Genomic DNA, 19,468 nt, shown 5'->3' with positions numbered 1-19,468 from the left:
CGTGAGCCCCGCGGCCGCGGAGTATGGGTCCCGGCTCAAGGCCGGGACGACACTGAATATGCGGATACCCTTACGCCTCGCCCTCGGTATCGAACATCGCCGCCGCCATCGCCTCGGCGGTCGACTTGCCGGCCCACACCACGAACTGGAACGCCGGATAGTAGCGCTCGCAGGCGTGGATCGCATTGACCACCATCGCCTCGCATTGCGCGGTGGAGGCGGTGAGGCCGCCGGGCAGCACCAGCGCCTGGCGATGCATCACCATGCCGGTGTGGGTCCACAGATCGAAATGGCCGACCCACAATTGTTCGTTGATCGCGGCGACCAGCCGCTGCACCTCGGCGCGGCGCGCCTGCGGCATCTTCATGTCGAAGGCGCAGGCGAGATGCAGCGCCTCGATCTCGCCCATCCAGGTGAACGAGAGCTGATAGTCGATCCAGTCTCCCTTGGAGACGATCGTCACCTCGTCTTCGCCGGAACGCTCGAACGCCCAGTTGTTGTCGGTGGCGATATCCTCGACCACCGCAAGCGGGTTGTTCCGGGAATCGATAATGCTTTCGAGGAGGGACATGCCGTCTCGGACCTTGTTCTTATGATCGCTTGATACGCACACGGAAGCCGGCACTTGCGACATACTGCGTCGTGGCCGAGTGCAGCTCCTTGACCGGGCTTCCGGATGCCCCTGGACCTGACGCCGATGAAGTGATGTGATTTGCGGAATCCGCGCAACCGCACGCCGAGTCCGTCCACAGCCAAAGCGCGCATCGTCCACAGCTGATCTCCGCCACACTTGTGATTTTGCGAACAAATCGGAATCTTCTTGGTCGGTAAACGATTTGTTAACCATTTGCCGGCGCTTCGCCGCGCGCGTGAATCAGCCTTTCCGGCGCTCACGTCACTCTGCAAGAGCCGCAACGCGCTCATGGGGACATGCCGTTTCCCCATGCCAAAGGTCTTGCCCGGCTGTCGCGGTTTGGTCATAGTTCGTCTCAGGCGCGTCCATCCTGGGCGTGCCGATGTTCTCAGGGCGGGGTGAAAATCCCCACCGGCGGTAAGGGTGATGAGCCCAAGCCCGCGAGCGCCTTCTTCCGCGAAGCCGGAAGAAGGGTCAGCAGATTCGGTGCAATTCCGAAGCCGACGGTTACAGTCCGGATGAAAGAGAACGGTTGCGGCGGCCCTCGCGTTTTCGCGTGGGTCAATGTCGTTGTCCGTATGCCCTGATTCTGGTCCTGAAAGAGGAAAGCCATGAATCAGATGTTGCAAGACACTGAAGTCCAAAACGCCGAAGTCCAACCCCCCCACGCAGAAGGCGTTTCCGACACGCCGGCACATCCGCCGGCGCTGGAGCATCCGCACTTTGCCAAGCCGCAGCGCGTTGCCTTCGTGCAATCGTCCTGGCATCGCGATGTGGTGGAGGAGTGCCGCATCTCGTTCCTGAAGGAGATCGAGGCGCGTCACATCACCAATGTCGACGTGTTCGAGGTGCCGGGCTCGTTCGAGATCCCGCTGCATGCGCAGCTCTTGGCGAAGACCCGCCGCTACACCGCGATCGTCGCGGCCGGGCTGGTCGTCGATGGCGGCATTTACCGCCACGAGTTCGTCGCCGACACCGTGATTAAGGCACTGATGGATGTGCAGTTGCGCACCGAGGTGCCGGTGTTCTCGGCGGTGCTGACGCCGCAGCAATTCCACGAGACCGAGGTGCATTACGACTTCTTCCGCAAGCACTTCGTGATCAAGGGGATCGAGGTCGCGGAAGCCTGCGCCAACACGCTGCACAGCCTGGAGCGCCTGCGCGGCCAGGTCGCGGCGGGGATACCCGGATAAGGCGCCGGCGACGTCCAAGGCCGGACGCAAAAGCGATTCCGGCATGCGTGCCGGGATCGCTCTCGCAGCCTGCGTGTTCGGTTATGCTGCCGGCATAATCAGAACGCGCGGGAGGCGCCCATGACCGAACAACATTCCACCGACTGGCTCGGCCTGTCGGGCCGCATTGCCGTCGTCACCGGCGGAGGCGGCGGCATCGGCCGCGCCACCGCTGTCAGTTTCGCGCGTGCCGGCGTCAAAGTCGCCGCGCTCGATCGCGACGAGCGTGGGCTGGCGGAGACCAAGACACAGCTCCGCGCGTTCGGCGACGGCCATCTCGTCGCGAACTGCGACACAACCAGCGAGGAGGGCGTCGCGGCTGCCGCCGAGGCCGTCGCGCGCACGCTCGGAGCTTGCGACATCCTCGTCAACACCGCGGCGGTGCTGCGGCCCGGCGGGCTTGATACGCTGCCGCTTGCCGAATGGAACGCAGTGCTGGCGGTCAACCTCACCGGCTACTTCATCTGCGCGCAGGCGTTCGGCCGCCAGATGCGCAAGACCGGGCGCGGCAGCCTGATCCACGTCGCCTCGATTGCCGCCAGCAATGCGCAGGGGCAGAGCGGCGCCTACAGCGTCAGCAAGGCGGCCGTCGTGATGCTCTCGCAGCAGCTCGCCGCCGAATGGGGTCCGCACGGCATCCGCAGCAATGTGGTCAGCCCCGGCCTCGTCGTCACGCCGATGAGCCAGGCATTCTACGATACGCCCGGGGTTACCGAGCGGCGCACCGCCGTGGTGCCGCTACGCCGGATCGGCGCGCCGCAGGACATGGCGGACGCGACCCTGTTCCTGGCCAGCGACCGGTCGTCATACGTCAATGGCGAGGAGATCATCGTCGACGGCGGCTTCGCGCGAACGCTGATGAGCCATGTGCCGCGGCCGGGGTTCTAGGAACGCCGCATCTGCAAATTCAGTGTCGTCCCGGCCTTGAGCCGGGACCCATAACCACGAATGTTTGTTGGTTGGAAAGGATGGGGCCACAGCAGAGCTCCACAACAGAACCCTGTGGTGATGGGTCCCGGCTTTCGCCGGGACGTCAGCAAGGCATTAATCGAACAGGCTCGACACCGACTCTTCCGCCGCGGTGCGGCCGATCGCTTCGGCGATCAGGCCGGCGATCGAAATGGTGCGGATGTTCGGCGCCTTGTTGACGGCCTCGGTCGGCAGGATCGAGTCGGTGATGACCAGCTCCTTGAGCCGCGACGAGGCGATGCGCGCGGCGGCGCCGCCGGACAACACGCCGTGGGTGATGTAGGCCGAGACTTCCTTGGCGCCGTGCCCGATCAGGGCCTCGGCCGCGTTCACCAGCGTGCCGCCGGAGTCGACGATGTCGTCGACCAGGATGCAGTTGTAGCCGGCGACGTCGCCGATCACGTTCATCACCTCGGACTCACCGGGGCGCTCGCGGCGCTTGTCGACGATCGCAAGCGGGGTGTTGATGCGCTTGGCAAGTCCGCGCGCACGCGCCACGCCGCCGACGTCGGGCGACACCACCATCACCTTGGCGAGGTCGAACTTTTCCCTGATGTCGCGCACCATCAGCGGTGCGGCGAACAGATTGTCGGTCGGGATGTCGAAGAAGCCCTGGATCTGGCCGGCATGCAGGTCGAGCGTCATGACGCGGTCGACGCCGGCGCGGGAGATCAGGTTGGCCACGAGCTTGGCCGAGATCGGCGTGCGCGAACCGGATTTCCGGTCCTGGCGGGCATAGCCGAAATAGGGCACCACCGCGGTGATGCGGCGCGCGGAAGCACGGCGCAGCGCGTCGGTGATGATCAGGAGCTCCATCAAATTGTCGTTGGCCGGAAACGACGTCGACTGCAGGATGAACATGTCCGAGCCGCGGATGTTCTCCTGGATCTCGACGAAGATCTCCATGTCGGCGAAACGCCGGACCACGGCCTTGGTCAATTCGATGCCAAGTCCCTTGGCGATATCCTGCGCCAGCGCAGGATTGGAGTTGCCGGCGACGAGCTTGATGGATCCGTTTTTTGCCGACATCGATGCTTCCCCCCGCGCCTTGCTGGATACGACGTTCAGCATCTCAAGTCCTTACAGAACCGGCGGGTTTTCGGTGCGCGAGGGAATATCAGGCAGGCGGCTCCGCTGGCAACCCATTAGGTCGCCTTGGCCGCGGTTTTCCTGGGCAAAAAACGCATTTCGCCGGGAGATACCGGGGGTTAGTTGGCGGAATAGCTGAGGGCAACGGTCTCGGACGCGGCGGGGGCCGGGGCGCTGACCATCGCCGGCCCACGGAGCTCCGGCGCCGCGGCAGGGGCTGGGCTGTCCGCCGGGCCGCCATTGATCATGCCGGAGAGGCCGCTGAGGCCGGCCTGGGCGATCCTGCGCAGCACCAGGTCGTCGGCGGCGGCCCAAGCGTCGCGGCCGGCCTTGCCGGCGGGCTCCTCGCCGGACAGTCGGAGCGCGCGTTGCTGGTTGCTGTCGTAGACGTCCCAGACCCACGCGATCATGGTGCGGCCACGCACCACCTGCGCCGACAGATAGCTGCGCACGCGATAGGCCGCGGTGCCCTCGCGCGACACGATCGAGAGGCTGCGCAACTTGGATTCGCTGTCGAGCACCCCGACCATGCGGTCGAACACCTGGGGCGGTGGGCCGTCGATCGATTCGAAGGCGACAGTGGTGCCGCCGCTCGCCGGCGTGGCCATCGCGTAGGAGTCGGCCACGTTGCCGCCGGCGGCGCAGCCGCCAAGCACGGACGCGACCGCAAGCCACGTGGCTGCGACCGCGATGCGCACGACTGTCCCAGTTTGAAACTGGTGGTTTGACGCGTCCCTCATTGCGTCCTGCGATATCGTTAAAACGGCTTAACGTCTAGGGCAGGACGGCCACAGCCCTTAACCGATCCGCAGGCTGCGCCACGAGGTTTCGGATTTCCTTGCTCAGTCAGAGAGATGGTGCCGCATGGCTGCCGTGATCCAGGCCCATTCGCGGTTCGGGCTCGCGTCGGGCGACTGTCCGCGCATGATGGCGACCAGGTCCCAGTAGCGCGCCGCGCGGGCGTCGTGCAGCGCATACTTGCCGCGAATCCAGTTTCGGAATTCCAGATCGGGCTCTCGCTTCAGTAGCCGCGCCGACGTCTCCAGCCAGTCGCGCGCCAGTGCCTGACCGGCCTCCGAATTCGGTCCGAGCCCGCCAGCGATGATCTCTTTCGCTCTGGCCAGCACGGCCTCGTTGGCCTGCTGCCAGGCGGCGAGATCCAGCACGTGGTGATTCCAGACGTCCTCGGCGTTGGCGCGCATGTTGGCGACGAGCGTGGGATCGTTGAGCATCTGCGACAGCTCGATCCAGGCATCGCATTGCTCGGGTGTCGGATCATCGGGCAGTTCGGGCACGCTGGTCTCGATCATCTGCCGGATCCATTTCCGGTCGATGTTGATGCCGTCGGATACTTTCTCGAAGAAGCGTTCGACGACGTTGCGGCGCTCGGCGCGGGACAGCTGCGTCATGGTCAGGAATCTCCTCAAATCTGCTTCGGTGAGTTGCGGTGAACGCAACGCAGCCCGCAGGGCCGAGGCGACGCGGCGCTGGGCCGCAATCTCCGCTTCCAGCGTCTCGAGGCGGAGCTTCAGCGCCTCGACCAGCGAGAGCTCCTTGGTCAGGACCTCACGGATGGCGTCGAGACCGAGCCCCGCATCGCGCAGGCAGCGGATCAGGTCGAGGCGAACCAGTTCGTCGTCGGTGAAGACGCGATAGCCGCTCGCGGTGCGGCCGGCCGGCGGCAGCAAGCCCTGGTCCGAATAGAAGCGGAGCTTGCGGACAGACATTCCGCTGAGCCGCGCCGCCTCGCCGATGCTGTAGGTGCGTTGTGTCATGCGCCGCTTGTCCGGTCTCCAGCAGGCGGAGAGTCAAGCCGCTTGTCGCACAAAACTGGTGAGGAGAGTTCGGCGTCAGCCTTCCAGCACGATGGCGTGAACGTGCCGGCCGTAATCGGCTTCCTTGCGGTGCACGGAGCGGCGGTAGCTGAAGCAGCGCTCGTCGGAATAGGTGTCGATGCCGAGGTCGTCGATCATCAGCACGCCGGCGTTCTCCAGCCGCATCCGGATGAAGCCGGCGAGATCGAACATCGCGTGGCCGTCGCGCTCGCTGGGCATGAAGAACATGCCGTTCTCGGCATCGGCCTCGATGAAGCGCGTGACGAATTCGCCGCCGACCTCGTAGGATTGCTTGCGGATCAGCGGGCCGATCGCGGCGACGATGCTGCCGCGCTCGGCGCCGAGCTTCTCCATCGCATCGATGGTCGTCTCCAGCACGCCGGTCAGCGCGCCCTTCCAGCCGGCATGCGCCGCGCCGATTACCCGCGCATTGGGGTCGACGAACAGGATCGGGCCGCAGTCGGCTGTTGTGACCGATATCGCGAGCCCCTCGGTACGGGTGACGAGCGCGTCCGCCTTGGGGCGCGGCGCGCCGTTCCACGGGCGATCCACGACGACAACGTCGGGCGAGTGCACCTGATGCACGCTGATCAGATGATCGAACGGCACGCCGAGCTGCTCGGCCATCCGCCGCCGGTTCTCCGCGACCTTGGCCGGATCGTCGCGCGAGCCGAGCCCGCCATTGAGGCCGGCATAGATGCCCTCGGAGACGCCGCCCTCGCGCGAGAAGAAGGCGTGGCGCAGGCCAGGAATGGCCGACAGCAGCGGAGATCCCAGTGTCATTGTTCGGTCTCGTCAGGCTGATCGCTGAGGCCGGCGATCGAGGTGAGGTGCGGGTCGGAGATGGCCATGACCTTGAACATCGAGCCCATCCCGCCGCGTCCGGAATCGGTCAGCCGCTTCAGTGCGCCGGCGATGTCGGCGGAGACCTCGGGCGAGGCCTTCGCCATCAGCCCGGCGGCGCGGGCCTCGACGCCGAGGCGCTTGAGGAAGTCGCCCTGCGTCGCCGGCCCGTGGACGCGCGCGCCGACATCCTCGGCGGCCCGCGCCAGCGCCTGGAAGTCGACATGCGCGGTCACGTCGGCCTGCCCCGGGTTCTTCAGCGGGTCGGCGAAGCTGTGGCGCGCGATCGCCTGAAAGGTGTCGCCGGCGTCGCTGCGCAGATGGCCGTAATCGATGATCAGCGCGGCTCCGTCCTGGTCGCGCACCCGCGTAGCGAGCTTCATGATCTCGCTGTCGGGCCGCCATTCGAACACCGCACCTAACGGGGCGGCGCGCACCAGCGGCGGCAGCAGCACCTCGAAGTGCGGCGTCGGCTCGGGCGCGGGCGCGAAATACAGGTTGCCATTGGCGTCCATCCCGACCGTGCGCTCGTGCCAGCCGGTCTCGCGGCGGACCATCTGATGGATCGGCAGCACGTCGAAATATTCGTTGGCGAGGATCACCGCCGGCCCCTCGGGCACATCGTCGATGCTGTCGTGCCAGGTGATGTTGCGCACGCCGGTCAGCGTCGCGTGCTGCTTCTCGCGCAGCACCGGATTGACCTCGACGAGGTGGATGCTGAGCGACTGGTAGAGCGGCGGCAGCACGCGCAGCGCCCGCAGCGCGTCCGACATCATGGTGCCGCGGCCGGGCCCGAGCTCGATCAGGCGCAGCGTCTCCGGCGAGCCGATCGCGCGCCAGATCGAGGCGCTCCACAGCCCGAGCAGTTCGCCGAACATCTGGCTGACCTCGGGGGCCGTGGTGAAATCGCCCTCGCGGCCGAGCGGATCGCGCGACAGATAGTAGCCGTAGCGCGGATGCATCAGGCACAATTCCATGTAGCGCCAGACCGGCATCGGCCCGGACAGCTTGATCAGCTTCCTGATCTCATCCAGCAGCGGGGAGGGTTCGCTCACGGCCTTCCTTGGATTGCACTTGTCTTACGTTGAACTCGGCGCCGGCCCGTTCGCCTTGCGGCGGAGGGCGGCCGTGATGATGATAGCGCCGACAATAATCATTGGCACCGACAGCAGCATTCCCATGGTTAACCCGCCCCACAGGAATCCGAGTTGCGGGTCGGGCTCCCTGAAGTGCTCGCCGATGATCCGGGCAATGCCGTAGATCGCAATGAAGCTGCCGAGGATCAGGCCGGGCCGCTTCAGCGCGCCCATCCGGATCATGATCGCCAGCGCCGTGAACAGCACGATGCCCTCGAGCCCGGCCTCATAGAGCTGGCTCGGATGGCGCGGCAGCGGCCCGCCATTGGGGAAGATCATGGCCCAGGGCAGGCTCGCCTCTGCGTGCCGGCCCCACAATTCGCTGTTGATGAAATTGGCGATGCGGCCGAGGAACAGGCCGATCGGCGCGACCGCGGTGGTGATGTCGCCGAGCGACAGGATCGAAATGTTGTTGCGGCGGGCGAACAGCATCACCGCGGCGACGCAGCCGAGGAAGCCGCCGTGGAACGACATGCCGCCCTTCCACAATTCGAGGATCTCGGACGGGTGCGCGATGAAGAACGGCAGATTGTAGAACAGTACATAGCCGGTGCGGCCGCCGACGATGATGCCGATGGTGACCCAGAGGATGAAATCGTCGAGCTGCGGCAGCGTGATCGGCACCTCGCCGCCCCACAGCCGTTCCTTCTTGATCAGCGAGCGGGCGTAGACCCAGCCCAGCACGATGCCGACGATATAGGCCAGCGCATACCAGCGGATCACGATCGGCCCGAGCGCGAGCGCGACGGGGTCGAACACCGGAAAGTCGACCAGCAGGAACGGCATCGGGATCAGAGCACTTTCGTGTAGACGGCGTAGGGCACGCCATGAATGGGCGGGGCGTCATGGACCTTGCTGAAGCCCATCTTGAGATACATCGGCAAGGCGACCGTCATGATGGGGCTCGTGTGAAGCGCAATGGTCCGGCAGCGGTCGCGCCGCGCTCTGGCGAAGCATTCCGACGTCAACGCATGCCCGAGTCCCTTGCTCCTGTCGACGGGGTCGACGACCAGCATGCGAATGATCGGCCATGACTGATCGAAGAATGCGGCCTTTTTGACGCCGGGCCCGAAATAGCCGACCGCGCCGGCAAGCCGGGTGCCGAGATCGGCGACGATGATCTCGCCGCCGGAACTCAACTCGGAGGTTCGCGAGAGGCCGGCGCGCATCGCCGGCCAGTCGTCGAAAGCGTCGCGGAATTGGTCGAAGGCAGCAACCGCGAGCCGGTTCACCTCGTCAGCATCAGAGCTTCGATAATCTCGAATTCGCGCGCCGTCGGCCATCCCGGTGCTTGCGGCCTCAGACCAGGTTGCGCCGGTAGAGCGCGAGCAGCCGCTCCCAATGGCGTTCGGCGGCGTCGCGGTCATAGACCGGGCGCTTGGGGAACGCAAAGCCGTGATGCGTGCCGGGATAGATCTCGACTTCGTTGTTGGATCCCTTCATGCCCGCCTTCACCTGCTCGATGATCTCCTGTGGCGCGTAGATATCGGTCTCGGCGCAGGCGAAATAGAGTTCGGCCTTGGTCTTGTTGGCGGCGAGGTGCGGGCTGTCGGGCTGGTCGGTCGCCAAGTGCGTGCCGTAGATCGAGGCGGCGGCCTTGACGCGATCGCCGAAATGCGTTGCCGCGTTCACCGCGTAGCGACCGCTCATGCAATAGCCGACGGTGCCGATGATGTTGGTGTTGGCGGCCTTCTGCGTCTCGGCGTAGGCGAGCAAGCCCCTGGTGTCTTCCATGACCAGTGGAATGTTCAGCGAGTGCATCAGCTCGAACATGCGCTTGCGCTCCGGCGATTCCGGATCGGGATTGATCGGGCCGAGCTCCATCACGCCGGCGCGGTAATACAAGTTCGGCAGCATCACGTAATAGCCCGACGTGGCGAGCCTGCGCGCCATGTCGCGCAGCTCTTCGCGGATCGCAGGGGCGTCCATGTAGAAGATCACGACCGGGAAGGGGCCGCCGCGCTCGGGATGGGTGATGAAGGTGGTGGTCTTGCCGTCCTTGGTCGGGATCTCGACGGTATGCTCGATCATGACGTTTCTGCTCGCGTTGTGATGTGCGATTTCTGTTGTGAGTTCATACGATTGCAAGGAAACCGGAGCATGACAAGGCAAGCTGCGGGAGGCCTGCCATTCGCAGCGCACTTGAACCCGATGGCTGACATCGCCATTGTCTTGAGCGCAATCCAGCGAATGCGGAGAGTTTTGCCAGATGACCCAGACCAGCAACCGGTTTTTCGATGAGATCGGCCGTCTGATGAACGACGCTGCCGGCGCCGCCCAGGGTGTCAAGCGCGAGGTCGACACGGTCATGCGCAACCAGGCCGAACGCATCCTGCGCGACCTTGACGTGGTCAAGCGCGAGGAGTTCGACGCGGTCAAGGACATGGCCCGTCTGGCGCGCGAGGAGAACGAGGCGCTGAAGGTGAGAATCGCCGCGCTGGAAGCCAAGCTTGGCGGTTCGGCCGGTTGACGGTCGCTGCACCCGGGCTACAACGGCGTCGCTTGGGCGGCGCCCAAGAAAAATCCCTTCATTTCCTTGTCATTTCGGCCCTTTGGGGCTAAAAGCCCGCCACGTCCGCGGCCCCCGCACCCCTGGAGGCTTGCTGTGGACTTGAGCATGGGCCGCGCTGCGGCCTTTAACTTTTCAAATACAAGGACTTAACGCTATGGCGACCGTCAAGGAATTGAAGGCGACCGCGCGTCCGAAGAGCGGCAAGGGGGCCGCCCGGGCAGAGCGTCGCGCCGGGAGAGTTCCCGGAGTGATCTACGGAGACAACCAGCCCCCCGTCACCATCTCGGTGGACGATCGTGACCTGCGCCAGCGCATCCTGGCGGGCCGGTTCCTCACCACGCTGTTCGACATCGAACTCGAGGGCAAGAAGCACCGCGTGATTCCGCGCGACTACCACCTCGATCCGGTCAAGGACTTCCCGATCCACGTCGACTTCATGCGGCTCGGCGAAGGCGCCACCATCCGTGTCAGCGTGCCGCTGCACATCGTGAACGGCGAAACCTCGCCTGGCGTCAAGCGCGGCGGCACCGTGAACATCGTCACCCACACGCTCGAGCTTGAGTGCGCGGTCGACAATATTCCGCAATACATTGAAGCCGACGTCGGCAGCCTCGAGATCAGCTATTCGCTGCATCTCTCCGACGTCAAGCTGCCCAAGGGCGTGAAGTCGCTGACCCGCGAGGACGCAACCCTGGTCACCATCGTGCCGCCGTCCGGCTATGCCGAAGAGCAGAAGGCCGCGGCTGCGGCGGCTGCTGGTGGCGCTGCGGCTCCGGCCGCGGGTGCTGCGGCTCCGGCTGCTGCTCCGGCTGCGGGTGCTGCGGCTCCGGCCGCGGGTGCCAAGGCTCCCGCCGGCGGTGGCGACAAGAAGAAGTAACCGATAAGGTCGGCGCGCGATCCTCTGATGGCGCGCCGACGCGGGATGCTGCGCCATGCGCCTTTTTGTCGGTCTCGGTAATCCCGGCGCGAAATACGCCAGCAACCGGCACAATATCGGTTTCCTGGCGGTTGACGAGATTGCACGGCGTCATGGTTTCGCACCATGGCGCCGTCGCTTTCAGGGCGAGACCTCCGAGGGCGTCGTCGATCGTGAGAAGGTCGTGCTGCTGAAGCCGACCACTTTTATGAACGAGTCCGGACGCGCGGTGCAGGAAGCGGCGAACTTCTTCAAGCTCGCGCCCGCCGACATCACCGTGTTCCAGGATGAGCTCGAGCTGCCGCCGGCCAAGGTGCGGGTCAAGATCGGCGGCGGGATCGCCGGCCATAACGGGCTGCGCTCGATCTCCGCGCATATCGGCAACGAGTATCGGCGGGTGCGGCTCGGGATCGGTCATCCCGGCGTCAAGGAGCTCGTGCACAGCCACGTGCTGTCGGACTTCGCCAAGAGCGACCGGGCGTGGGTGGAGGCCTTGTGCCAGGCCGTCGCCGACAATGCTGGCCTGCTGGCAGCGGGGCAGGACGCGTCGTTCGCCAACAAGGTGCATCTGACGATGCAGGCCAAGGGATTTTTCGACAAGGGTGAGAATGGCGGCGACAAGCCGGCCTGATCCCTTGTTCTATGCCCGGCGCAACGCCGGTCGTGATGAAGATGGATAGAGGAAGACATGGGATTCAAATGCGGGATCGTCGGGCTGCCTAACGTCGGCAAGTCGACGCTGTTCAATGCGCTGACCGAGACGGCGGCGGCGCAAGCGGCCAACTATCCGTTCTGCACCATCGAGCCGAATGTCGGCGAGGTGGCGGTGCCCGATCCGCGGCTGGACAAGCTCGCAGCAGTCGCCAAATCCGCGCAGATCATCCCGACCCGGCTGACCTTTGTCGATATCGCAGGCCTGGTGCGCGGCGCCTCGCAGGGCGAAGGTCTCGGCAACCAGTTCCTCGCCAACATCCGCGAGGTCGACGCCATCGCCCATGTGGTGCGCTGCTTCGAGGATTCCGACATCACCCATGTCGAAGGCAAGATCGCGCCGCTCGCCGACATCGAGACCATCGAGACCGAGCTGATGCTGTCGGACCTCGACAGCCTCGAGAAGCGCGTCGACAACCTCACCAAGAAGGCCAAGGGCAACGACAAGGATGCCAAGGAACAGCTCGAGCTCGTCAACCGCGCGCTGGTGCTGCTGCGCGACGGCAAGCCGGCCCGCGGGCTGGAGCGCAAGCCGGAGGAGGAGCGCGCGTTCCGCATGCTCGGCCTCTTGACCTCGAAGCCCGTGCTCTACGTCTGCAACGTCGAGGAAGGCTCGGCGAAGGACGGCAACAATTTCTCCAAGGCGGTGTTCGAGCGTGCGAAGCAGGAGGGCGCGGTCGCGGTCGTGATCTCCGCCAAGATCGAATCCGAGATCGCGACGCTGTCGCGCGAGGAGCGTGTCGACTTCCTGGAGACGCTGGGCCTCGAAGAAGCCGGGCTCGATCGCTTGATCCGCGCCGGCTACCGGCTGCTCGACCTCATCACCTATTTCACCGTCGGCCCGAAGGAAGCGCGTGCCTGGACCATCGACCGCGGCACCAAGGCGCCTGCCGCCGCCGGCGTGATCCATACCGATTTCGAGAAGGGTTTCATCCGCGCCGAGACCATCGCGTATGAGGATTATATCGCCGGCAACGGCGAAGCCGGCGCACGCGATGCCGGCAAGCTGCGGCTCGAAGGCAAGGACTACGTCGTCGCCGATGGCGACGTGATGCATTTCAGATTTAATACCTAAACACGATCTCTCCTCAACGTCGTCCCGGCGAAGGCCGGGACGACGTTGAACCTGAGGCCGCTGCTCTTTCCCACGTCGTCCCGGGCAAGCGAAGCGCGACCCGGGACCCGTAACCACAGGGCGCAGTTCTTGCGCTACGCTGTGGCGCCAGCTCGCTCTATCCTAACGTCCTGTGTATGGGTCCCTGCTTTCGCAGGGACGACACCGAGTACGCGGTAGCTCTGACACCTCACCGATCCGCGCGCCCGATCACGTCCATCAGCTCGGTGATCTTGCGCCGCTGGTCGGCCTTGTCGCCGGACGAGATCGCATGCTCGACGCAATGTGCCACATGATCGCGCAGGACTTCCTCCTCGACGCGGCGCAGCGCCGCGCGCGCCGCCGCGATCTGCGTCACCACGTCGATGCAGTAACGATCTTCCTCGACCATGGTGGCCAGCCCGCGGATCTGACCCTCGATCCGTTTGAGCCGTTTTAAACAGGATGTCTTGACCTCGTCTCTCATCCGTCTCATATACCCCCCTAGGGTATGAAGATCAAGAGGCCGGGATACGGCCGGGAAAGGGTTTCGTGGCACAGGCGCAGCACGACCATTCGCACGGAGATCATCATCATGGCGCGGCCGCGCATTCCTGCTGCGGCGGCAAGCATGATCACGGCACCACGCCCGCCGAGGCGGCCTTCGCGATCGATCCGGTCTGCGGCATGAAGGTCAACCCGGCGACTGCCAAGCACCGCTTCAGCTACAAGGGCGAGGAGTATCTGTTCTGCAGCGGCCGCTGCCGCGAGCGCTTCGAGGCAGATCCCGAGAAGTACCTCAAGCCCCGCGAGGCGGAGCCGCCGGCGCCTGCCGGCACGATCTACACCTGCCCGATGCACCCCGAGGTACGTCAGGTCGGTCCCGGCAGCTGCCCGATCTGCGGCATGGCGCTGGAGCCCGAGCAGGTCTCGCTCGACGACGGACCCGACCCTGAGCTGATCGATATGACGCGGCGGTTCTGGATCGGCCTCGCGCTCACGCTGCCGGTGTTCGTGCTCGAGATGGGCAGCCATCTCGGGTTGATGCACCTGGTACCGATGGGCTGGTCGAACTGGATCTCGTTCGTGCTGGCGACGCCGGTCGTGCTGTGGGCCGGCGCGCCGTTCTTCGTGCGCGGCTGGCAGTCGCTGGTCACCCGCAATCTCAACATGTTCACGCTGATCGCGATCGGCACCGGCGTCGCCTATCTCTACAGCGTCGTCGCTACGCTGGCGCCGCAGCTCTTCCCGCCCGCGTTCCGCGACATGCATGGCGCGGTCGCGGTGTATTTCGAGGCGGCGGCCGTGATCACGGTGCTGGTGCTGCTCGGCCAGGTGCTGGAGCTGCGCGCCCGTGCGCAGACCTCGGGCGCGATCCGCGCGCTGCTCGGCCTTGCGCCGAAGACCGCGCGGCGCGTCACCGATCATGGCGACGAGGACATCGACATCGACGCGATCAAGGTCGGTGACCGCCTGCGCGTGCGCCCCGGCGAGAAAGTGCCGGTGGATGGTGTCGTCATCGAGGGCAGCGCGGTCATCGACGAATCCATGGTGACGGGTGAATCGATGCCGGTCACCAAGTCGGTAGGCGCGAACGTGATCGGCGGCACCGTCAACCGGAGTGGCGGCCTCGTGATGCGGGCCGAGAAGGTCGGCCGCGACACCATGCTGTCGCGGATCGTCGACATGGTGGCGAAGGCGCAGCGCTCGCGCGCGCCGATCCAGCGGCTTGCCGATCGCGTCGCCGGCTGGTTCGTGCCGGCGGTGATCGCCGCTGCCGTGCTCGCCTTCATCGCCTGGACGGTGTTCGGTCCCGAGCCGCGCCTGACCTTCGCGCTGGTCGCAGCCGTCACGGTGCTGATCATCGCCTGTCCCTGCGCGCTCGGATTGGCGACGCCGATGTCGATCATGGTCGGTGTCGGCCGCGGCGCGCATTCCGGCATCCTGATCCGCGACGCGCAGGCGCTGGAGCGGATGGAGGCGATCGATACGCTGGTGCTCGACAAGACCGGCACGCTGACCGAAGGCAAGCCGAAGGTGGTGCGCATCATCGCGGCGGAAGGGTTTGACGAGGGCGATCTGCTGCGCCTCGCCGCCGGTGTCGAGCAGGGCAGCGAGCATCCGCTGGCGCAGGCGATCATCGCGGCAGCCAAGGAGCGCAAGCTCGCATCATCCGCCGTCACCAATTTTACTTCGCCCTCCGGCAAGGGCACGACCGGTACGGTCGAGGGCAAGCAGGTTGCGCTCGGCAACGCGGTGCTGATGGCCGAACTGAAGATCTCGACGGCAACGCTGGACCAGACCGCCGAGGCTGCGCGGCGCGATGGCGCGACCGCGATCTATGTCGCGGTCGATGGTCGTGTCGCCGGCGTGATCGCGATCGCCGATCCGATCAAGCCGTCGGCGGCCAATGCGTTGCGAGCGCTACGCGCCGACGGCTTGCGCATCGTGATGCTGACCGGCGACAATGAGACCACCGCGCGCGCGGTGGCGAAGACGCTTCGTATCGACGAGGTCGAGGCCGGCGTGCTGCCGGAGCGCAAGAGCGAGGTCGTGCAGCGGCTGCGCGGCGAGGGCCGCATCGTCGCGATGGCCGGCGATGGCGTCAACGATGCGCCGGCGCTGGCTGCGGCCGATGTCGGCATCGCGATGGGCGGCGGCACCGACGTCGCCATCGAGAGCGCGGGCATCACGCTGCTCACCGGGGACTTGATGGGCCTCGTCCGCGCGCGGCGCTTGTCGGTCGCGACCATGCGCAACATTCGCCAGAACCTGGCGTTCGCGTTCGCCTACAATGCCGCCGGCGTGCCGATCGCGGCCGGCGTGCTGTATCCGCTGTTCGGCATCCTGCTGTCGCCGATGGTCGGCGCTGCCGCGATGGCGCTGTCCTCGGTCAGTGTGATCGGCAACGCGCTGCGGGTGTCGCGGGTGAAGCTGGATTGAGCTATCACGATCGGTAGCCCGGATGGAGCGTAGCGAAATCCGGGGCCGGTCGCATCACGTGGAGATGGCCCCGGATTGCGCTTCGCTCCATCCGGGCTACGAAGATTGCAAAAGTTACGCCGGCAGCAACAGCTGCGCGCGGCGCTCCATCTCGGCATCGAGCCAGGTTGCGAGATCCTCGCTCACCTCGACCATCGGCAGCCGTACCTCGGGACTGTCGATCAGCCGCTGCCGCCACAGCCAGTGCTTGGCCGGCGCGGGGCTGGGTTCCGCGAACAGCAGCCTCGTCAGGCCGACGACGCTCTGCCAGGCGGTCAGCGCGAGGTCGCGCTTGCCCTGCCGCAGCAGCGTGCGGATCGAGGCGAAGGTGTCGGTCTCCAGATGTGCGGACAGCAGGATCGCGCCGTCGGCGCCGTCGGAGAGCGCATCGAAGGTCTGCGCGTCCTCGCCGGTCAGCACGCGGAAGCCGGCCGGCCGCCGGTTCAGAAAGTCGATCGACTGCGCGCGGTCGGCGCAGCAATCCTTCATGCCGGCGATGTTCGGATGTTCCGCGAGCGCCAGCAGCGTCTCATTGGTGAGGTTCACCGCCGTGCGATAGGGAATGTTGTAGAGCACGATCGGCCACGACGCATGATCGGCAAGCGCGTTGAAGTGCTGCACCAGCCCACGCTGCGAGGGCCTGATGTAATACGGACTCGCGATCAGATAGCCGTTGATCGGCCAGTCGGCGGTATCATCCAGCGCTTCCTTCATCCTGGCGGTCGAGGCGCCTGACAGCCCGAGGCAGACCGGCAGATGGCGGGAGCTGGCACTGAGCTCGTCGAGCACGACGCTGACCAGCCCCTCCAGCTCATCGGTGCTCAGCGCCATGCCTTCACCGGAGGTTGCACCGAGAATGAAGCCGTCGACGGGGCCGCCGGCATAGTGCCGCACCAGGCGGCGCAGCGAGGTGACGTCGAGTTCGCCGTCGCGGAACGGCGTGATCAAAGGAAGCCAGAGGCCCTGCAATTGCTGGTGCAGCTCAGTCATGTTCCATCTCCTCAGGGGACAAGCCGGAGACGGGACCAACAAAAAACCCCGTCCTAGCGGCGGGGTTTCGGGATCGTTGAATGCGAAGGTGATCTTATCGCGCGCGATCTCGTGTCCCCGGAAGGGGAGCTTTTTTCGACGAGAGAGCGGCGCACGAAGTCGTGATCATGCGATAATGATGCTGCGCTGCGAGGTTGTTGTCAATGCACGTGCTGACCGTGACGTGCGGCACGTTGGCGACGAAAAAAAGCCGGGCTCAAGCGAGCCCGGCTTAAGGTATTGGCCACGTGAGGCCGACACAATCACCTTCCAAGAGGGATTACTGAACTTCCGCGCCACTGGAGGAGGGGGACATATGCGCGACGCGACCGCTCAGCGTGTCACCACTATGATCCCCATCGACGCCTTGCAGCAACACTCCAGCTCGCATGTCAGTCATGCGGAGAGTCAGGGGCCTGTTGCCCCAGCGCGGAAGCCCCATAACCCCGCCCATAAGGCAGGCTTAATCAGGACGGCCAGCGCTGCGCCTTGCTCACCACGAAGTCGCGGAACACCTGCACCCGGGCCACTGTCTTCAGCTCTTCCGGATAGACGAAGTAGGTGTCGAGCGCGATCGAGTCGGACTCGCCGAACAGCTGCACGAGATTGTTCTGTTCGACCAGATAATCCGGCAGCGCGGCGATGCCGAGGCCCTGCTGGCAGGCGCGCACCAACCCCAGGATGTTGTTGACCTTGAAGTAGGGCTCGCGCGGACCGGAGCCGTTGCGGCCGGCGTCGATCAGCCAGCTGCGGTTCTGCAGATGCGGCGGCACCTGCGAGTCGCCGAGCATGATGATGCGGTGCGAGTCGAGATCATCCAGCGTGCGCGGCGTGCCGAAGCGCTTGATGTATTCCGGCGAGCAATAGGCATGGAAGCCGATCGAGAACAGCTTGCGCTGGATCAGGTCCGGCTGGGTCGGCTTGCGGGTGCGGATCGCGACGTCGGCCTCGCGCATCGACAGGTCGAGGTCCTCGTCGGTGACGATCAGCGAGATCCGGATGTCCGGATAGAGCGCGGTGAACTCGTCGAGTCGCGGGATCAGCCAGTTGATGCCGAGCGCCGGCGGGGTCGTGATCTTGAGGTCGCCGCTCGGCCGCTCGCGGCTGTCGGTGAGCTTGGCGCGCGCCGCCTGCAGCTGCATGAACACGTCATGCGCGGTGCGGAACAGGAGGTCGCCCTGTTCAGTCAGGATCAGGCCGCGGGCATGGCGGTGGAACAGCGAGACCGAGAGTTCCTGCTCCAGCGCGCTGACCTGGCGGGAGACCGCCGATTGCGACAGGCCAAGCTGCTCGCCGGCATGCGTGAAGCTGCCAGCTTCCGCCGCCGCGTGAAAGACCTTCAGCTTGTCCCAATCCATATCCGTAAATCCGTCGCGAGATCGTGCCATGATTATTCCGCCGCTGCGCGATCGCTCGCGCGGAGAGCCAGGAAGCGTTCGGCTTCGAGCGCGGCCATGCAGCCGAGGCCGGCGGCGGTGACCGCCTGCCGGAAGGTCTCGTCCGCCACGTCGCCCGCGGCGAACAGGCCGGGCACAGAGGTCGCCGTGGAGTTCGGCGCCACCTCGACATAGCCCGACGGTTTCAGCTTGATCTGGCCTTTGACGAGTTCGGTCGCCGGCGCATGGCCGATCGCGATGAAGACGCCGTCGGTCTTGAGGTCGGTCAGCGCGCCGGTCTTGACGTTCTTGAGCCGCACATGGGTGACCTTGTTCGGGTTCTGCGATCCGCAGATCTCGTCGATCGCGGAATCCCACACCACCTTGATCTTGGGATGCTTGAACAGCCGCTCCTGCAGGATGCGCTCGGCGCGGAAGTGATCGCGGCGATGCACGATGGTGACCTGGGAGGCATGATTGGTGAGGTACAGCGCTTCCTCGACCGCGGTGTTGCCGCCGCCGACCACCACGACTTCCTTGCCGCGGTAGAAGAAGCCGTCACAGGTCGCGCAGGCCGAGACGCCGCCGCCCTGGAATTTCTCTTCCGAGGGCAGACCGAGCCAGCGCGCCTGGGCGCCTGTGGCGAGGATGACGGTCTCGGCGAGATAGACGTCGCCGGAATCGCAGGTCAGGCGGAACGGCCGTTGTCCGAGCTCCAGCTTGGTGACGAGATCGGTGACGATCTTGGTGCCGACATGGGCCGCCTGCTTCTCCATCTGCTCCATCAGCCAGGGGCCCTGGATCACGTCGGCGAAGCCCGGATAGTTCTCGACGTCGGTGGTGATGGTGAGCTGCCCGCCCGGCTGGATGCCCTGGATCAGGATCGGTTCGAGCATCGCGCGCGCTGCGTAGATCGCTGCGGTGTAACCGGCGGGGCCGGACCCGATGATGACGACCTTGGCATGGGGAGGCGCGGGCATTTTGAGATCCCTCTCTTTTGGGGATTTTGATCAAGGACTTGTGCGGGAAGCGCCCCGGAAGCAGGTCACGGCGGCGCCAAAAGTGTCAAATCCAAGTCTAGGATATCTGGGTAGCTATGCAAGAATTGCAA

General features: G+C 65.5%; 20 protein-coding genes and 1 riboswitch. Of the genes, 7 read left to right on the top strand and 13 right to left on the bottom strand.

Going from position 1 to position 19,468, the window contains the following annotated elements; genetic code table 11:
* Window positions 1-70: 70 nt before the first annotated feature.
* On the bottom strand, window positions 71-571 hold the full coding sequence (locus ACTUWL_RS09660; protein WP_016844492.1) for a type III secretion system chaperone family protein: 501 nt from the start codon (window positions 569-571) through the stop codon (window positions 71-73).
* Window positions 572-1,014: 443 nt separating this feature from the next.
* A riboswitch (FMN riboswitch) is annotated at window positions 1,015-1,168 on the top strand.
* A gap of 77 nt (window positions 1,169-1,245) precedes the next feature.
* On the opposite strand from ACTUWL_RS09660, the gene ACTUWL_RS09655 reads away from it, so the two are divergent.
* Complete coding sequence (locus ACTUWL_RS09655; RefSeq protein WP_021077335.1) at window positions 1,246-1,827, top strand: 6,7-dimethyl-8-ribityllumazine synthase; 582 nt, start codon at window positions 1,246-1,248, stop codon at window positions 1,825-1,827.
* A 120-nt stretch (window positions 1,828-1,947) separates the two neighbouring features.
* On the top strand, window positions 1,948-2,754 hold the full coding sequence (locus ACTUWL_RS09650; RefSeq protein ID WP_021077336.1) for an SDR family NAD(P)-dependent oxidoreductase: 807 nt from the start codon (window positions 1,948-1,950) through the stop codon (window positions 2,752-2,754).
* A 156-nt stretch (window positions 2,755-2,910) separates the two neighbouring features.
* Here ACTUWL_RS09650 and ACTUWL_RS09645 read toward each other — a convergent pair whose 3' ends face one another.
* The 8 genes from ACTUWL_RS09645 to ACTUWL_RS09610 all read right to left on the bottom strand — a co-directional run bounded on the left by ACTUWL_RS09645 (window position 2,911) and on the right by ACTUWL_RS09610 (window position 9,769).
* Complete coding sequence (locus ACTUWL_RS09645) at window positions 2,911-3,864, bottom strand: ribose-phosphate pyrophosphokinase (protein ID WP_035650370.1); 954 nt, start codon at window positions 3,862-3,864, stop codon at window positions 2,911-2,913.
* A 179-nt stretch (window positions 3,865-4,043) separates the two neighbouring features.
* Window positions 4,044-4,664: a hypothetical protein gene (locus ACTUWL_RS09640; protein ID WP_021077338.1), complete on the bottom strand. Its 621-nt coding sequence runs from the start codon at window positions 4,662-4,664 to the stop codon at window positions 4,044-4,046.
* A 102-nt stretch (window positions 4,665-4,766) separates the two neighbouring features.
* Window positions 4,767-5,699, bottom strand: a complete 933-nt coding sequence (locus ACTUWL_RS09635; RefSeq protein WP_021077339.1) for a MerR family transcriptional regulator — start codon at window positions 5,697-5,699, stop codon at window positions 4,767-4,769.
* Window positions 5,700-5,774: 75 nt separating this feature from the next.
* A complete protein-coding gene (gene pgeF, locus ACTUWL_RS09630; RefSeq protein ID WP_021077340.1) occupies window positions 5,775-6,542 on the bottom strand; it encodes a peptidoglycan editing factor PgeF in 768 nt (255 codons plus the stop codon).
* Window positions 6,539-7,597 carry a class I SAM-dependent methyltransferase gene (locus ACTUWL_RS09625; RefSeq protein ID WP_106939891.1) on the bottom strand — a complete coding sequence of 353 codons (1,059 nt, stop codon included), beginning with the start codon at window positions 7,595-7,597 and terminating at the stop codon, window positions 6,539-6,541. Before ACTUWL_RS09625 ends, pgeF begins: the two co-directional genes overlap by 4 nt.
* A gap of 84 nt (window positions 7,598-7,681) precedes the next feature.
* Window positions 7,682-8,524 carry a prolipoprotein diacylglyceryl transferase gene (gene lgt / locus ACTUWL_RS09620; protein WP_021077342.1) on the bottom strand — a complete coding sequence of 281 codons (843 nt, stop codon included), beginning with the start codon at window positions 8,522-8,524 and terminating at the stop codon, window positions 7,682-7,684.
* A 5-nt stretch (window positions 8,525-8,529) separates the two neighbouring features.
* On the bottom strand, window positions 8,530-8,970 hold the full coding sequence (locus ACTUWL_RS09615; protein ID WP_291736830.1) for a GNAT family N-acetyltransferase: 441 nt from the start codon (window positions 8,968-8,970) through the stop codon (window positions 8,530-8,532).
* Between the two features lie 67 nt (window positions 8,971-9,037).
* Window positions 9,038-9,769 (bottom strand): dienelactone hydrolase family protein, encoded by a 732-nt coding sequence (locus ACTUWL_RS09610; RefSeq protein WP_021077344.1) that lies wholly within the window; start codon window positions 9,767-9,769, stop codon window positions 9,038-9,040.
* 178 nt (window positions 9,770-9,947) lie between these two features.
* Here ACTUWL_RS09610 and ACTUWL_RS09605 point away from each other — a divergent pair, with 178 nt between their 5' ends.
* The 4 genes from ACTUWL_RS09605 to ychF all read left to right on the top strand — a co-directional run bounded on the left by ACTUWL_RS09605 (window position 9,948) and on the right by ychF (window position 12,952).
* Window positions 9,948-10,208 carry an accessory factor UbiK family protein gene (locus ACTUWL_RS09605; RefSeq protein ID WP_021077345.1) on the top strand — a complete coding sequence of 87 codons (261 nt, stop codon included), beginning with the start codon at window positions 9,948-9,950 and terminating at the stop codon, window positions 10,206-10,208.
* Between the two features lie 196 nt (window positions 10,209-10,404).
* Window positions 10,405-11,127, top strand: coding sequence for a 50S ribosomal protein L25/general stress protein Ctc (locus ACTUWL_RS09600; RefSeq protein WP_021077346.1), 723 nt, complete (start codon window positions 10,405-10,407; stop codon window positions 11,125-11,127).
* 55 nt (window positions 11,128-11,182) lie between these two features.
* Complete coding sequence (pth, locus tag ACTUWL_RS09595; RefSeq protein ID WP_021077347.1) at window positions 11,183-11,797, top strand: aminoacyl-tRNA hydrolase; 615 nt, start codon at window positions 11,183-11,185, stop codon at window positions 11,795-11,797.
* Window positions 11,798-11,854: 57 nt separating this feature from the next.
* A complete protein-coding gene (gene ychF / locus ACTUWL_RS09590; protein ID WP_021077348.1) occupies window positions 11,855-12,952 on the top strand; it encodes a redox-regulated ATPase YchF in 1,098 nt (365 codons plus the stop codon).
* A gap of 229 nt (window positions 12,953-13,181) precedes the next feature.
* On the opposite strand, the gene ACTUWL_RS09585 is transcribed toward ychF, so the two are convergent.
* Window positions 13,182-13,457, bottom strand: coding sequence for a metal-sensitive transcriptional regulator (locus tag ACTUWL_RS09585; protein WP_024581072.1), 276 nt, complete (start codon window positions 13,455-13,457; stop codon window positions 13,182-13,184).
* Window positions 13,458-13,522: 65 nt separating this feature from the next.
* Here ACTUWL_RS09585 and ACTUWL_RS09580 point away from each other — a divergent pair, with 65 nt between their 5' ends.
* A complete protein-coding gene (locus tag ACTUWL_RS09580) occupies window positions 13,523-15,913 on the top strand; it encodes a heavy metal translocating P-type ATPase (protein ID WP_021077350.1) in 2,391 nt (796 codons plus the stop codon).
* A gap of 114 nt (window positions 15,914-16,027) precedes the next feature.
* Here the strand turns inward: ACTUWL_RS09580 and ACTUWL_RS09575 are convergent, their stop codons facing one another.
* The 3 genes from ACTUWL_RS09575 to trxB all read right to left on the bottom strand — a co-directional run bounded on the left by ACTUWL_RS09575 (window position 16,028) and on the right by trxB (window position 19,337).
* The gene (locus ACTUWL_RS09575) at window positions 16,028-16,942 is read right to left on the bottom strand and encodes a 4-hydroxy-tetrahydrodipicolinate synthase family protein (protein WP_021077351.1); all 915 of its coding nucleotides are present in this window, start codon (window positions 16,940-16,942) and stop codon (window positions 16,028-16,030) included.
* 506 nt (window positions 16,943-17,448) lie between these two features.
* Window positions 17,449-18,369, bottom strand: a complete 921-nt coding sequence (locus tag ACTUWL_RS09570; protein ID WP_028344089.1) for a LysR family transcriptional regulator — start codon at window positions 18,367-18,369, stop codon at window positions 17,449-17,451.
* Between the two features lie 2 nt (window positions 18,370-18,371).
* Window positions 18,372-19,337: a thioredoxin-disulfide reductase gene (gene trxB, locus ACTUWL_RS09565; RefSeq protein ID WP_021077353.1), complete on the bottom strand. Its 966-nt coding sequence runs from the start codon at window positions 19,335-19,337 to the stop codon at window positions 18,372-18,374.
* Between the last annotated feature and the right edge of the window lie 131 nt (window positions 19,338-19,468).

This window comes from Bradyrhizobium sp. WCU1 (assembly GCF_053474805.1).
Note: the sequence above shows the minus strand (reverse complement) of the source record. Positions and strands in the feature narration are given on the sequence as shown.

What these genes read in the sequence shown, in the direction of transcription:
- pth (WP_021077347.1), top strand. Translation starts at nt 11,183, where the DNA reads ATGCGCCTTTTTGTCGGTCTCGGTAATCCCGGCGCGAAATACGCCAGC.
- ychF (WP_021077348.1), top strand. Translation starts at nt 11,855, where the DNA reads ATGGGATTCAAATGCGGGATCGTCGGGCTGCCTAACGTCGGCAAGTCG.
- ACTUWL_RS09575 (WP_021077351.1), bottom strand. Translation starts at nt 16,942, where the DNA reads ATGACTGAGCTGCACCAGCAATTGCAGGGCCTCTGGCTTCCTTTGATC.
- ACTUWL_RS09645 (WP_035650370.1), bottom strand. Translation starts at nt 3,864, where the DNA reads ATGTCGGCAAAAAACGGATCCATCAAGCTCGTCGCCGGCAACTCCAAT.
- ACTUWL_RS09650 (WP_021077336.1), top strand. Translation starts at nt 1,948, where the DNA reads ATGACCGAACAACATTCCACCGACTGGCTCGGCCTGTCGGGCCGCATT.
- ACTUWL_RS09625 (WP_106939891.1), bottom strand. Translation starts at nt 7,597, where the DNA reads ATGCCGGTCTGGCGCTACATGGAATTGTGCCTGATGCATCCGCGCTAC.
- lgt (WP_021077342.1), bottom strand. Translation starts at nt 8,524, where the DNA reads ATGCCGTTCCTGCTGGTCGACTTTCCGGTGTTCGACCCCGTCGCGCTC.
- trxB (WP_021077353.1), bottom strand. Translation starts at nt 19,337, where the DNA reads ATGCCCGCGCCTCCCCATGCCAAGGTCGTCATCATCGGGTCCGGCCCC.
- ACTUWL_RS09660 (WP_016844492.1), bottom strand. Translation starts at nt 571, where the DNA reads ATGTCCCTCCTCGAAAGCATTATCGATTCCCGGAACAACCCGCTTGCG.
- ACTUWL_RS09655 (WP_021077335.1), top strand. Translation starts at nt 1,246, where the DNA reads ATGAATCAGATGTTGCAAGACACTGAAGTCCAAAACGCCGAAGTCCAA.
- ACTUWL_RS09600 (WP_021077346.1), top strand. Translation starts at nt 10,405, where the DNA reads ATGGCGACCGTCAAGGAATTGAAGGCGACCGCGCGTCCGAAGAGCGGC.
- ACTUWL_RS09640 (WP_021077338.1), bottom strand. Translation starts at nt 4,664, where the DNA reads ATGAGGGACGCGTCAAACCACCAGTTTCAAACTGGGACAGTCGTGCGC.
- ACTUWL_RS09635 (WP_021077339.1), bottom strand. Translation starts at nt 5,699, where the DNA reads ATGACACAACGCACCTACAGCATCGGCGAGGCGGCGCGGCTCAGCGGA.
- ACTUWL_RS09570 (WP_028344089.1), bottom strand. Translation starts at nt 18,369, where the DNA reads ATGGCACGATCTCGCGACGGATTTACGGATATGGATTGGGACAAGCTG.
- ACTUWL_RS09610 (WP_021077344.1), bottom strand. Translation starts at nt 9,769, where the DNA reads ATGATCGAGCATACCGTCGAGATCCCGACCAAGGACGGCAAGACCACC.
- ACTUWL_RS09605 (WP_021077345.1), top strand. Translation starts at nt 9,948, where the DNA reads ATGACCCAGACCAGCAACCGGTTTTTCGATGAGATCGGCCGTCTGATG.
- ACTUWL_RS09585 (WP_024581072.1), bottom strand. Translation starts at nt 13,457, where the DNA reads ATGAGAGACGAGGTCAAGACATCCTGTTTAAAACGGCTCAAACGGATC.
- pgeF (WP_021077340.1), bottom strand. Translation starts at nt 6,542, where the DNA reads ATGACACTGGGATCTCCGCTGCTGTCGGCCATTCCTGGCCTGCGCCAC.